Raw genomic sequence first — 12,528 nt, 5'->3', positions numbered from 1 at the left:
CTCAGTGCAGTCCGAGCAGCACTCGCGCCTCTGCTCGCGCCGCCGGATCGGTCTCGTACACGCCGCGCCCCGCGAGGGAGAACGCGGTCGAGCCGACGGTCCGCTCCCCGCGCGCCCACATGCAGGCGTGCTGTGCGGTGAGGCGCACCAGCACGCCCTTCGCGTCGAGTGTCTCGGAGACGACCTCGGCGATCTGGTCGGCCAGGCGCTCCTGCATCTGCGGTCGGGCCGCGAGCACCCGCAGCATCGCGTCGAAGTCGCCGATGCCGGCGAGCGCCCGATCGGGCAGGTACACCACCGACACCACTCCCTGGAAGGGCAGCAGGTGGTGCTCGCACATCGAGGAGTAGGGGATGTCCCGCACCGCGACCGCCCCGGGGTACACGCCCTCGATGGGCTCACCGCCGCCCAGCGCGCGATGCGGGTCGCCTCCCATTCCCGAGAAGAGGTCGAGACCGGCGTGCGCGACGCGCCGGGGGGTGTCGATGAGGGTGGGGTGCTCGGTGTCGAGGCCGATCGCTCGCATGTACATGCGGATCCCCTTCTCCGCGGCGTCCAGATCGGGAGCGGTGTGCGTGGCGGCGACGGCAGTGAGTTCGGTCATGAGGGTGGGCCTTTCGGGGGGGATCAGTGGAACAGGAGCGCGCTGGCGCGGTCGACGTAGGCGTGGAATTCGGGCGACGTCGTCATTTCGAGGGTGCGCGGCCGCGGGAGGTCGACGTCGATGACTTCTTTGATGCGCCCCGGACGAGGGCTCATCACGGCGACCTTGTCGCTGAGGAAGATGGCCTCCTGGACGCCGTGCGTGACCATGACGGTCGTCGCCTGCTGCTCGCTCCACAAGCGCTGGAGCTCGACGTTCAGACGTTGGCGGGTGACGTCGTCGAGCGCTCCGAACGGTTCGTCGAGGAAGAGCACGTTGGGCCGGAGGGCCAGCGCGCGGGCGATGGCCACGCGTTGGCGCATGCCGCCCGACAACTGCCACGGTCGGGCCTTGGCGAACTGTTCCAGGCGCACGAGGCGCAGCAGTTCGCCCACCCAGTCGTGGTCGACGGGGAGCCCCGCGATCTCGAACGGGAACGCGATGTTGCGCTCGACCGTCCGCCACGGCAGCAGTGCGTGGTCTTGGAAGGCGATGCCGTACGCGTGCTTCCCACGGAGGGCGGCGGGGGCGAGATCGTTGACCGTCGCTGTGCCCGAGGTGGGGGTGTCCAGGCCGGCGAGCATGCGCAGCACGGTGGATTTGCCGCAGCCGGAGGGGCCGAGGAGCGACAGGAACGACCCGCGCGGAGTGTCGAGGTCGACCCCGTCGACGGCGACGACCGTCTCGCCGCGGGTGGCGAAATGGCGCGTGAGAGCACGGACGTGGACGCCGGACGCGGTCATGCGGGGCCTTTCTGAGCGAGGGTCGAATCGCGCGGCGGGAAACGACCGGCGAGCAGAAGCGTTTCGGCCGCGACGACGAGTCCGTAGGCGGCGAGCGAGAGGAGCACCGTGACGACGACGAGCGTCCACAGCAGCCCGTAGTCGGAGTACGACTTGCTGGTGAGCAGGTTCGCCCCGAGCCCTTCGAACGAGAACAGGAACTCATACAGGGTGGCCGCCGACACGGTCGCGGGGGCGGCCAGCTTGAGACCGGCGAACAACGACGGAAGGGATGCCGGCAGCTGCACGAACCGCAGCAGGGTCCATCGGCCGCCGCCATAGGCACGCACGAGGTCGGCCGTCTCCGGCGTCGACGAGGTGAGGCCTGCCCCGATGTTCATCAGCAGGGGGAAGAAGGTCACGACCGCGGCCACGACGGCGGCGGTGAGGATGCCGGAACCGAAGACGGCGTAGATGACGGGGGCCATGGCGATGAGGGGTACGGTCTGCAGCAGCAGGGCCAGCGGCAGGAAGATCGAGCGCAACGCCCGCGACACGGTCAGCGCGACCGCCCCGACGAACCCGGTGCTGACGCCGAGGAGGAGCCCGACGGCACTGTGCATCAGGGTGACGCCGATCATCGGGGCGAGGGCTGCGCGGCGTTCAGCGGCGCCGGCCGGATTGCCGGCCCCGTCGACGAAGAGGTACCCCCACACGTCCAGCGGCGTCTTCGCGAGGTAGGGCGAGAGCCCCGACAGGGTGATCGCCAGCTGCCAGCCGATCAGCAGCACGGCCGCCGTGGCGAGCGTGCACAGGGTCGTCGTGAGCCGGGAGGACATGCGCGTCATCGGGTGCCCCCCGTGTGAGTGGTCCACGGCGCGAGAATGCGTCCGAGCAGCGCGATCGCGCCGTACCCGAGGGCCGAGACGACCGTCGCGAGCAGGGCGATCGCCCACATGCCGGTGTAGTCGCCGACGTACTGCTGCGAGATGAGGAGTCGGCCGGCCCCTTCGTCGACGCCGACGGTGAAGAATTCGCCGGTCATGGCGCCGAGGAAGGCGGCGGGGGCGGCGAGCTTGAGGGCGGCGAGCAGCGCGGGGATCGCGGAGATCACCCGCACCTTGCGGATGGCCGTCCACGCGGTGCCTCCGTAGGCGTGCACGAGATCGAGCTGCGCCGGGGCGGCCGAGCGCAGTCCCAGAAGCACCCCGACCACGAGGGGGAACAGCACGGCGAGCATCGCCAGCACGACACTCACGGCACGGCTGCCCGACGGACTGAGCAGCACCACGATGGGCGCGATGGCGGCTGCGGGAGCGCACGCGGCCACCACTCCCAGTTGGGAGGCGAAGGGGCCCAGGGGCGGAGCCATCATGACCAGGATGCCGAGCCCCAGCGCGATCACGACGGCAACGCCGTAGCCGATCAGGGCGGCTCCCGCGGTCGCGGCCACGCCTTCTGCATAGGCTCCGTCACCCAATCCGGTGGCCGCGCGCACGAGGACCGGGAGAGGGGGCGGCACCGGACCGGGACTGCCGTTGGGGCGCTGGTAGACGGTCACGGCGACGATGTGCCAGGCCATCACCAGCACGGCGAGACCGGCGGCGCCGAAGAGGACGCCACGTGCGGGTATCGACGTCATGTCGTGGCGTCCTCTCGTGTCGGGGCGGTGGAGGAAGGGATCAGGATGCCGGGACGGTGAACCCGGGGATGAGTTCGGGGTTCTCGGCGTACACCTCGTCGAGCAGCGACGTGTCGAACATGTCCGGGTCGGCCGTGATGCCTGCCGCGGCGAGCGAGGACACGGCCTGGTCGACGAGGTCGGGCGTGAGCGTGAAGATGCCGTTGGTCACCGTGTCGGGGGTGAGCATGAAGGAGGGCAGCACGCTCGCGGAGTCGACCTGCAGCTGTCGGTCGAGCCCGTTGTCCGCGCCGCCGTAGGTCATGGCGATGTCGGCGATCGAGTCGGCGCCCTCGGTGAGGGCGGTGTTCCAGCCGATGATGCTGGCCTTCATGATCGCCTTCAGCGCGTCGCGGTTCTCGGCCAGCGCTTTCTCACTGACCACCACGGCGTCGCCGAATTGGGCGTAATTGGCGTCGGCGAACGACATGGTCACCACGTCGCCGCCGGCGTTCTTGACGGCGATCGGGTAGTTGGTCAGGAAGCCGATGAGAGCGTCGACCTCGCCGTTCATCAGCGGGTCGACGCCGCTGGGCACCGAGACGAACTGGACCGTGTCGGCGGGCAGGTCGTTCGCCTTCAGGACGGCTTCGACGGCGAGCTTTCCGCCGGCGTCGACGCCGATGCGCTTGCCCTTCAGGTCGGCGACCGTGCGGATGGGGTTGCCCGCGAGCGAGACGAAGCCGACGGGGTTCTTCACGAACTGCGCGCCGATGATCTTCAGTCCGGCGCCGTCGTTGATGGCGCCGGTGATGCCGGTGAGGTCGGACGCCAGGCCGATCTGCGCCTGGCCCGAGAGGACGAGGTCCCAGGAGTTCGTGTTGCCGCCGCCGGCGATGAGGTCGACCTCGTCGAACCCGGCGTCGGTGTAGGCCCCGTTCTCCTCCGCGAAGTAGTACCCCGCGAATTCGTAGTTCTTGATCCAGCTGAGGGCGACGCTGGCGGTGCCGAGCGAGGTGGGACCGTCACTGGGCGACGAGGCGGCGGGGGAGGCGCAGCCGGTGACGGTGAGGGCGAGGAGCAGAGCGCCGACGGCGGCAGCGGCAGCGGTGGTGCGCCGGCGGCGGCGGCGCGCGGCGGGAGCCGTGACGGGGTGCTTTGCTGCGGGAGGGGCGGTGATCAGGTCGGTGCGAAGGTGTGACATTCGGGAGCCTCCGTGTGGGTGGGTGTCCCGTAAACGTAAATGTTTTACTTTTCGTGAATTGTCCCGTCGTGTGTCGTTTTCGTTTCGTCGTCCCGGGAGAACGGGTGGCCGTGGCATCACCTTGTCCGGCGGGCCCCGGGCACGACGATCCTCTGACGGCACGGTCCGTGGCATCCGGTGGCCGTCCCGCAGCCCCGCGGCGCGACCGCTCCGTCTCGCGCGGCGACGTCTCGCGTGAGCGAGGCGGCTGGTCGGGCGCTTGCGCCCCTCAGCCGTCGGCGTGCCGGTCGAGGAACGCGAAGACCTCCGCGTCGTCGACACCCGGGAACATCCCGCGCGGAAGAGGCGAGAACATGTACCGGTGCACGCGGGCACTCGGCCATGCCTTGCCCTGCCAGCGTTCCGCGGCCTCGGTGTCGGGGCGCCGGCAGCACGACTCGTCGGGGCAGTGCGAGATCCCGCGCTTCGAGGTCTCGCGACCGCGGAACCACCGGGCGTCGTCGAAGGGCACGCCCACGGTGATCGAGAAGTCGCCGTCGCTGGTGGTGCCCGTCTGCGAGGAGCACCAGAAGGTGCCGGCGGGGGTGTCGGTGTACTGGTAGTGCTCGGTCGTGCGGTTGTGCTCGGCGAAGGCGGCGCGCGCCGAGAACTTCTTGCACACGACCTGCCCCTCCACCGACCCCGTGACATCGGTCGGCAGCGGTAGTCCGTCGTTCTCGTACACGCGCGAGATGGCGCCGTCGCCGTCGACGCGGAGGAAGTGCAGATGCACGCCGAGGTGGGTCGTCATGAGGTTGGTCATGCGCATCGCCGCGGCTTCGTGGGTCACGCCGAACGCATCGCGGAAATCCTCGACGGCGAGGTTGCGGTCTTTCTTCGCCTGCGTCAGGAACGCGACGGAGCTGGTCTCCGGCATCAGGCAGCACGCGGCGTAGTAGTTGATCTCGAGGCGCTGTTGCAGGAAGTCGGCGTAGTCGGTGGGCGGGCGGTGCCCGAGCAGGCGGTGGGCCATCGCCTGCAGGGCCATCGAGCGCAAGCCGTGCCCGCCGGGGATGGATGCCGGGGGCAGATAGATGCGACCGTGCTCGAGGTCGGTGACCGAGCGCGCCGAATGCGGCAGGTCGTTGACGTAGATGAGCTCGAACCCGAGCTGCTCGGCCATGATGCTGACCGTGCGGTGGGTGAGGGCGCCGGTCGCGTGCCCCGCCGCTTTGAGCTGCTTCTCGGCGAGGCTTTCGATCTCGGGCAGATGATTCGCCGTCTCGCGCATTCGCAGGCGCAGTTCGGTGTTGGCGCGGCGCGCCTCTTCGGGGCTCGCGATGGTCGCGCGCTCGCGCCGCTGCAGCTCTCGGTGCAGGCCCAGCACGGCTTCGATCGTGTCGTCGCTGGTGCCCTTGCTCACCTTGACCGGGGGGATTCCGAGCTGTCGGAAGAACGGGCTGCCCTGTGCCCGGTCGAGCTCGATCTCCAGGGCGGCGCGGCGGTTCGGCGGCTCGTTCGAGAGCAGCTCGGTGACCTCGGTCTCGGTCGCGCGCGCGATCTCCTGCAGGAGCGAGAGCTTGGGCTCGCGCTTGCCGTTCTCGATGAGGCTCAGCTGGCTGCCCGCCACGCCGACGAGCGCTCCCAGTTCATCGAGCGTCAGGCCACGGGCCAGACGATGATGACGGATGCGGTGACCCAGGGTGGTGAGTTCGAAGGACGACGCCATTCCTTGACCATATCGAAAGAATGCGGATTCTTACACTGGTCGATCACCGAAAGTCGGGTTGCAAGGGCCTCAACATGGAGGAACGACACCGAGTTTGCTCTCAACCGAGGAGAACGACATGGCTCTCGCCGACATCTTCAGCTCCAGCTCCCGCACTGCCGCGCCCGCTGCCGCCCGCGCCACCCGTCCCGGTCACGGCGTGCGTCCGGCCGTCGAGGGCCCGGGTCTTGCCGCGCTGAGCGCGTGGGTCGACCAGGTCGCCGCCCTCACGCAGCCCGACCGCATCCACTGGGTCGACGGCTCGCCCGCCGAGAACGACGCGCTGCTGCGCGACATGGTCGACGAGGGCAAGCTCATCAAGCTCAACCCCGAGTGGCGGCCCGGTTCGTACCTGGCCCGCTCGCACCCCGGCGATGTCGCTCGCCTCGAGTCGCGCACCTACATCGCCTCCGAGAGCGAAGAGGACGCCGGCCCCACGAACAACTGGATCGCCCCGGCCGAGATCCGCGAGACGCTCGACGGCGTCTTCGAGGGCTCGATGCGCGGGCGCACGATGTACGTCGTCCCCTTCTCGATGGGCGCGGTGGGCGGCCCCCTCAGCCACATCGGCGTGCAGATCACCGACAGCGCCTACGCCGTGGCATCCATCGGTGTCATGACCCGGGTCGGCACGGCAGTGCTCGAGCAGGTCGCGAAGGGCGCCCCGTGGGTCAAGACCGTCCACTCCGTCGGTGCTCCGCTCGCCCCCGGCGAGGCCGACGTCACGTGGCCGTGCAACGACGAGAAGTACATCGTGCACTTCCCCGACACCCTCGAGGTGTGGTCGTTCGGCTCGGGCTACGGCGGCAACGCCATCCTGGCCAAGAAGTGCTTCGCGCTGCGCATCGCCTCGGTCATCGGCCGCGACGAGGGCTGGCTCGCCGAACACATGCTGCTCATCCGCGTGATCGACCCCAAGGGCAAGGCCTACCACGTGGCCGCCGCGTTCCCCTCGGCCTGCGGCAAGACCAACCTCGCGATGCTGCGCCCCACCATCCCCGGCTGGCGCGTCGAGACCCTCGGTGACGACATCACCTGGATCCGCCCCGGTGAGGATGGACGCCTGTGGGCGATCAACCCCGAGGCCGGCTTCTTCGGTGTGGCGCCGGGCACGGGCGAATCGACCAACGTCACCGCGATCGAGACGCTGTGGGGCAACACGATCTTCACGAACGTGGCGCTGCGCCCCGACGGCGACGTGTGGTGGGAGGGACTGACCGACGAGGCGCCCCCGCACCTCACCGACTGGGAGGGCAACGCCTGGACGCCCGCGTCGGGTCGTCCCGCCGCCCACCCCAACTCGCGGTTCACCGTCGGCGCCGCCCAGTGCCCGCAGATCGCCGAGGACTGGGAGGCCCCCCAGGGCGTGCCCCTCGACGTCATCCTGTTCGGCGGTCGTCGCGCGACCAACGTGCCGCTGGTGGTCGAGGCCACCGACTGGTCGCACGGCGTGTTCATCGGCTCGACGGTGTCGTCCGAGAAGACCGCCGCCCAGGAGGGAACCGTCGGCGAACTGCGCCGCGACCCCTTCGCGATGCTGCCCTTCTGCGGCTACAACATGGGCGACTACTTCGCGCACTGGCTGAAGGTCGGCCAGAAGCTCCGTTTCGATCGAGCCCCGCGCATCTTCCAGGTCAACTGGTTCCGCAAGGGTGACGACGGCCGCTTCCTCTGGCCCGGGTTCGGCGACAACGCCCGCGTCATCGACTGGATCATCCGCCGTGTCGACGGTCAGGTCGACGCGGTGGAGAGCCCCATCGGGCGCCTGCCGAAGATCGAGGACCTCGACCTCACGGGTCTCGACCTCCCGGATGCCGATCTCGCCGAGCTCTTCTCCGTCGACGCCCGCTCATGGCTGGCCGAGGCCGACATGACCGAGGAGTTCTACGACACGTTCGGCTCGCACCTGCCGGCCGCTCTGCGCGCCGAGCTGGCGGCGCTGCGGTACCGCCTCCAGCGGTCCTGAGCCGGCCCCCTGCTCTCGCCCCGCCCGCCGTTTCGCGCGGTGGGGCGAGTGTCGGACGCGATGCCCCTCCCGTTCTTGGCGCGCGGGAGGGGCATCGTCCTGCCTGCGCTCGGCCGGGCCGGTCCGCCGGCGCGCGGCGCCCCTGTCCGGCGCCCCGTCGACCCGCGTGAGAAACGCTTCTCGCCGGCAGAAACGCGCTTCGCAAGCATTTTTCCCGCGGATCGTGTTTCTCGCCGCGCCCCACCACCACCCCGCGTGAGCGTGACGGCCGCGCCGGGTAGCGCTGCCGCCGCCCCGACGTCACACCAGCAGCTGGTGCTTCGCCAGGTCGCGGTAAAGGGGAGTGGATGCCACGAGCTCGCTGTGCGTGCCCTGACCGACGACCCGGCCGTCCTGCAGCACGACGATGAGGTCGCTGTCGACGACAGTGGACAGGCGATGGGCGATGACGAGGAGCGTGCGGTCGGTCGCGACGGCGTCGATGGCCTCGCGCATGCGCTGCTCGTTCACACCGTCCAGTGACGACGTCGACTCGTCGAGCAACAGCACCGGGGGAGCGGCCAGCAACGCCCGCGCGATCGCAAGACGCTGACGCTCACCGCCCGAGAGCATGACCCCGTCTTCACCGACGGGCGCATCGACGCCCAGCGAGTTGCGCTCCAGGACGTCGCCGAGATTCACCGCGCGCAGCACGCGCTCGCAGTCGGCATCGGATGCCGCGGGCGAGGCGAGGCGCAGATTGTCGGCGATCGTGCCGGCGAGAGTGGGCGCGTCCTGCTCGACGTACCCGAAGCGGGCGCGCAATTCGTCGCGGGACAGCTCGCGCGCGTCGACGCCGTCGATGAGGATCGCCCCCTCGGTGGGGTCGTAGAAGCGCTCGATGAGCGAGAGGATCGTGCTCTTCCCCGCCCCCGACGGTCCGACGAGCGCGACGCGCGACCCTCGCGGAACGTCGAACGACACTCCGCGCAGTACCTCGCGATCGGTCTCGGCGGGTGGCTCGGCGGAGTCCAGGTGCACGTCCGCCAACACCGACCGCGCCTCCGCGGCGGCGGCCTCGCGCGCCTTGACGACGTGGTCGGGATAGCGGAACCGCACCTCGCGGAAGGCGATCGCCGCGGCATCCGGAACCGCCGCAGACATGCCCGGCCGGTCTCCCTCGTCTTCGAGGGGCAGGTCGAGCACCTCCTGGATGCGTCCGAGCGCACCCAGTGCCTGGTTGACCGAAGTGATCGCGCCGATCGCCGACGCCAGCGGCTGCACCAGCAGGAACAAGAAGATGACGAACGTGACGAGGGAGGCGACGTCGATGGCTCCGGATGCCACGCGGAACCCGCCGACGCCCAGCACCACGAGCAGTGACACCTGCAGCGCGATACCCGCGACGGGGACGATGAGCGCCGACACTTTGGCGATGCGCACGCCCGCGTCGTAGGCCTCGGTCGCGGTCTCGGTCACCGCCGCCGTCTCGCGCGAGGTCGCTCCCGCGGCGCGGATGGTGCGGATGGAACCGACGGCGCGCTCGACGCCGGCCGACAGCTCGCCGACCTTCTCCTGCTGAGCGGCGGAGGCGACGCGGATCCTCGTGCTGAGGACGACGACCGTCGCGAGCGACGCGCCGATGACGACGACGATCAGGCCGAGCAGCAGGGGGTCGATGAACGCCATCGCGATGATCGCGCCGACGAGGATGAGCGCGCTGCCCACGGCATCCGCGAGTCCCTGCGTCAGCACGGCGTACAGCAGCGTGGTGTCGGTGCCCACTCGCGAGACGAGGTCGCCGGTGCGGCGCGCGTCGAATTCGCTGATGGGCAGGCGCAGGATCCGCGCGATGAGCCGTCGGCGGCTGGAGTAGACGACGGCGGTACCGGTGCGCTGGAGCAGGTAGTGCTGATAGCCCGAGATCAGCGACGACAGCACGACGAAACCGACGAGCAGCCACACCAGTGCGCCGAGCGGTACGGACTGCTGCACGCGCGTGATCACCTGGCCGACGAGAAGCGGCTGCACGAGCGTCGCGCCCGCACCGAGGATGCTCAGGACCGCGACGACGACGAGCGTGCGCTTGTGCTCGAGCAGGAAGGGCAGCAGCTGCCGGAACGACGCGCGCGGGCCCTCGGGCACGCGGCGGCCGCGCCGACCGCGCGCGGGAGCGGGAACGGACATGCTCACCTCGGGAAAGGAAATGGGGGTCCTTCGACCGTACCTCTCGCGGCTGTGCGCAGGACGGCAGAACGACGGATGCCACGAGGCCGGGGCCCCGTGGCATCCATCGTTCACAGGCAACGCGTTACGGCGCGGTCGCTCCGGCGGCGATGTTGTCGTCGTAGTCGACGTCCTTCGTCTCGGGCGAGAGCACGACGGCGATCAGCGTCAGCACGCCCATCCCTGACAGGTACAGGCCGACCAGCCACGGGTTGCCGTCTCCGGCGGCCCAGAGCGCGACGGCGACGATCGGGGCGAGGGCCGCTCCGAGGATCGACGAGACGTTGTACGAGATGGCCGAGCCGGTGTACCGGGTGTTGGTGGGGAAGAGTTCGGGCAGCACCGCGCCCATCGGTCCGAAGGTCGTGCCCATCAGCAGGAACCCGAATACGAGGAAGGCCTGCACGAGCGCGCCGGTGAACTTCGGGTCGGCGTGCGGCAGCAGGAACACCGAGAAGGTCAGGCCGAACACGATGATCGCGATGGTCACCCCGATCAGCAGACGCTTGCGCCCTATGGCGTCGGCCACGGGGCCCGACAGCATCGTGAAGACGCCGAAGAACACCACGCCGATGATCTGCATGATCACGAAGTCGGTGTAGCCGAAGCCCAGGCCCGGCACGTAGGCGGCCGCGTCGAACGGGGTGCCGGCCTTCTCGGCGGCCGCGGCGGCGCCTTCGACGGTGGGCTTGGTGCCGTACGACAGCGTGAAGCTGGTCATCAGGTAGAACAGCACGTAGGTCGCCAGCATGATGAACGTTCCGAGCACCAGCTGCTTGCCGTTGCGGCGAACGACCTCGCCGAGCGGGAACTTGCGGATCGCGCCGCTCTTCTCGGCCTTCGAGAACGACGTGCTCTCGACGAGCTTGAGGCGCACGTACAGGCCGACGATGACCATGACGGCCGAGAACAGGAACGGGACGCGCCAGCCCCAGGTGAGGAACTCCTCGGAGCGCTGGGCCGTGCCGTCGGGGTGCGGCAGCGCGAAGTTGATGACGAGGAACACCGTGTTGGCGATGATGAAGCCGATCGGGGCACCGAGCTGCGGGAACGTGCCGAACAGCGCGCGCTTGCCCTTCGGGGCGTTCTCGGTCGCGACGAGCGCCGCGCCGGACCATTCGCCGCCGAGGGCGAAGCCCTGCGCCAGGCGCATGACGAGCAGCAGCACCGACGCCCAGACGCCGATCTCGTTGAAGGTCGGGAGGCACCCGATGAGGAAGGTCGCGACACCCATCACGAGAAGGGATGCCACGAGCGTGGCCTTGCGGCCGAATCGGTCGCCGAAGTGGCCGAACACGATCGCCCCGAGGGGGCGCGCGACCATCGCGGCGCCGAAGACGCTGAACGACAGCAGCAGCGAGGTCGTCTCGTTGCCGGTGGGGAAGAAGAGCACCGGGAAGACGAGGACTGCGGCGGTGGCGTACGCGTAGAAGTCGTAGAACTCGATCGTCGTTCCGACGAGGCTCGCGGTGATGACGCGCGAGCGCGGGTTGGCCGGTGCGACGGTGGAGCGGGTGGAGGGGGATGACGTGGTCATGACTGCCTGACGGGAAGGTTCTTCGTTCGCGTCCGAGATGGGGCGCAGCGGTGGGGCGCAGCGATCACAGGGGTGGGAGTGAGGGAGCGCACGGCGGGAGCACCGGCGACGTCCCCGGGTGAGGGCCGTCTAGACCCTCCAGTCTATGCGTACGCTGAGCGCGCCCTGGTGTTCCCCCGGGAGAGTGCCCCGAGCCGTCTCGCGTGAGCGGCGATCAGCGCCAGATGACCGCGAGGCCGGCGTTCACCAGCGCAAGGATGCCGACCGGCCAGAACAGCCCCGGCGGGAGCGAGCCCGTGCGCTTCTGGCGCGCCGACCCGATGCCGATCAGCGCGCCGATCACGAGCAGGACGGCGAGCTTCACGCCGATCTTGACGTAATTGAGATCGTGGTCGAGGCCCCACGGCGCCGAGAGGATGAGGCCCGTGAGCAGTGAGATGCCCAGGGCGTTGTTCATGAGTGAGGTCACGCGCACGCGGCGGGCGACGACCTCGACGACCCACGCCCCGAACAGCACCGCGAAGCCGACGAGGTGCACGAGGACGACGACGTCACGCAAGATCTCCATGCCGTCAGGCTAGGGATGCCGCGGCCTCCGTCGCCAGCAAGGCGGGCCTCAGTCTCGCGTCGCGCTGCCCGCGTGCCGCCGAAGTCCGGACCGAGCTCGGTGTGTGCAGCGGGGCGTCGGCCTCAGCGGGGGCGCACCCGGACCGGGGCGTGAAACGTGCACCGGGGCGATCGCCGACCGCCCCGCTGCACATTTCACGCCCCGAAGTAGCGGTCCCGTGCAGGCGCCCCTCGCGCCCCGAAGCAGCGGTCCCCGCGCGCGTCTTTCGCGCACCGAAGCGGCGCGCCCCGGAGCAGCGACGCTCCGCAGCAGCAG

The 12,528-nt window shown here is 69.9% G+C and carries 10 protein-coding genes; 1 reads left to right on the top strand and 9 read right to left on the bottom strand.

What is annotated here, in order from left to right:
- Position 1: 1 nt before the first annotated feature.
- The 6 genes from folE to ASF76_RS13300 all read right to left on the bottom strand — a co-directional run bounded on the left by folE (position 2) and on the right by ASF76_RS13300 (position 5,898).
- Positions 2-604, bottom strand: coding sequence for a GTP cyclohydrolase I (folE, locus tag ASF76_RS13325; protein WP_055958658.1), 603 nt, complete (start codon positions 602-604; stop codon positions 2-4).
- A 23-nt stretch (positions 605-627) separates the two neighbouring features.
- Positions 628-1,386: an ABC transporter ATP-binding protein gene (locus ASF76_RS13320; protein WP_055958655.1), complete on the bottom strand. Its 759-nt coding sequence runs from the start codon at positions 1,384-1,386 to the stop codon at positions 628-630.
- Positions 1,383-2,213, bottom strand: a complete 831-nt coding sequence (locus tag ASF76_RS13315; protein WP_055958652.1) for an ABC transporter permease — start codon at positions 2,211-2,213, stop codon at positions 1,383-1,385. Before ASF76_RS13315 ends, ASF76_RS13320 begins: the two co-directional genes overlap by 4 nt.
- The gene (locus tag ASF76_RS13310) at positions 2,210-3,007 is read right to left on the bottom strand and encodes an ABC transporter permease (RefSeq protein ID WP_055958649.1); all 798 of its coding nucleotides are present in this window, start codon (positions 3,005-3,007) and stop codon (positions 2,210-2,212) included. Before ASF76_RS13310 ends, ASF76_RS13315 begins: the two co-directional genes overlap by 4 nt.
- A 40-nt stretch (positions 3,008-3,047) precedes the next feature.
- Positions 3,048-4,190: an ABC transporter substrate-binding protein gene (locus tag ASF76_RS13305; RefSeq protein WP_055958646.1), complete on the bottom strand. Its 1,143-nt coding sequence runs from the start codon at positions 4,188-4,190 to the stop codon at positions 3,048-3,050.
- A 268-nt stretch (positions 4,191-4,458) separates the two neighbouring features.
- Positions 4,459-5,898: an XRE family transcriptional regulator gene (locus ASF76_RS13300; protein WP_055958643.1), complete on the bottom strand. Its 1,440-nt coding sequence runs from the start codon at positions 5,896-5,898 to the stop codon at positions 4,459-4,461.
- Positions 5,899-6,016: 118 nt separating this feature from the next.
- On the opposite strand from ASF76_RS13300, the gene ASF76_RS13295 reads away from it, so the two are divergent.
- On the top strand, positions 6,017-7,903 hold the full coding sequence (locus ASF76_RS13295; protein ID WP_055958640.1) for a phosphoenolpyruvate carboxykinase (GTP): 1,887 nt from the start codon (positions 6,017-6,019) through the stop codon (positions 7,901-7,903).
- Positions 7,904-8,203: 300 nt separating this feature from the next.
- Here the strand turns inward: ASF76_RS13295 and ASF76_RS13290 are convergent, their stop codons facing one another.
- The 3 genes from ASF76_RS13290 to ASF76_RS13280 all read right to left on the bottom strand — a co-directional run bounded on the left by ASF76_RS13290 (position 8,204) and on the right by ASF76_RS13280 (position 12,213).
- A complete protein-coding gene (locus ASF76_RS13290) occupies positions 8,204-10,069 on the bottom strand; it encodes an ABC transporter ATP-binding protein (RefSeq protein WP_055958637.1) in 1,866 nt (621 codons plus the stop codon).
- A gap of 124 nt (positions 10,070-10,193) precedes the next feature.
- Positions 10,194-11,645, bottom strand: coding sequence for an MFS transporter (locus ASF76_RS13285; protein WP_055958634.1), 1,452 nt, complete (start codon positions 11,643-11,645; stop codon positions 10,194-10,196).
- 214 nt (positions 11,646-11,859) lie between these two features.
- Positions 11,860-12,213 carry a hypothetical protein gene (locus tag ASF76_RS13280; RefSeq protein WP_055958631.1) on the bottom strand — a complete coding sequence of 118 codons (354 nt, stop codon included), beginning with the start codon at positions 12,211-12,213 and terminating at the stop codon, positions 11,860-11,862.
- Positions 12,214-12,528: the final 315 nt, after the last annotated feature.

Source organism: Microbacterium sp. Leaf151, assembly GCF_001424225.1.
Taxonomy (GTDB): domain Bacteria; phylum Actinomycetota; class Actinomycetes; order Actinomycetales; family Microbacteriaceae; genus Microbacterium.
This window is presented reverse-complemented; position numbering and strand designations above follow the sequence as displayed.

Bases quoted from the DNA above. Each gene is read 5' to 3' on its own strand.
- ASF76_RS13300 (WP_055958643.1), bottom strand. From the start codon at position 5,898: ATGGCGTCGTCCTTCGAACTCACCACCCTGGGTCACCGCATCCGTCAT.
- ASF76_RS13305 (WP_055958646.1), bottom strand. From the start codon at position 4,190: ATGTCACACCTTCGCACCGACCTGATCACCGCCCCTCCCGCAGCAAAG.
- ASF76_RS13320 (WP_055958655.1), bottom strand. From the start codon at position 1,386: ATGACCGCGTCCGGCGTCCACGTCCGTGCTCTCACGCGCCATTTCGCC.
- ASF76_RS13290 (WP_055958637.1), bottom strand. From the start codon at position 10,069: ATGTCCGTTCCCGCTCCCGCGCGCGGTCGGCGCGGCCGCCGCGTGCCC.
- ASF76_RS13310 (WP_055958649.1), bottom strand. From the start codon at position 3,007: ATGACGTCGATACCCGCACGTGGCGTCCTCTTCGGCGCCGCCGGTCTC.
- ASF76_RS13315 (WP_055958652.1), bottom strand. From the start codon at position 2,213: ATGACGCGCATGTCCTCCCGGCTCACGACGACCCTGTGCACGCTCGCC.
- ASF76_RS13285 (WP_055958634.1), bottom strand. From the start codon at position 11,645: ATGACCACGTCATCCCCCTCCACCCGCTCCACCGTCGCACCGGCCAAC.
- folE (WP_055958658.1), bottom strand. From the start codon at position 604: ATGACCGAACTCACTGCCGTCGCCGCCACGCACACCGCTCCCGATCTG.
- ASF76_RS13295 (WP_055958640.1), top strand. From the start codon at position 6,017: ATGGCTCTCGCCGACATCTTCAGCTCCAGCTCCCGCACTGCCGCGCCC.
- ASF76_RS13280 (WP_055958631.1), bottom strand. From the start codon at position 12,213: ATGGAGATCTTGCGTGACGTCGTCGTCCTCGTGCACCTCGTCGGCTTC.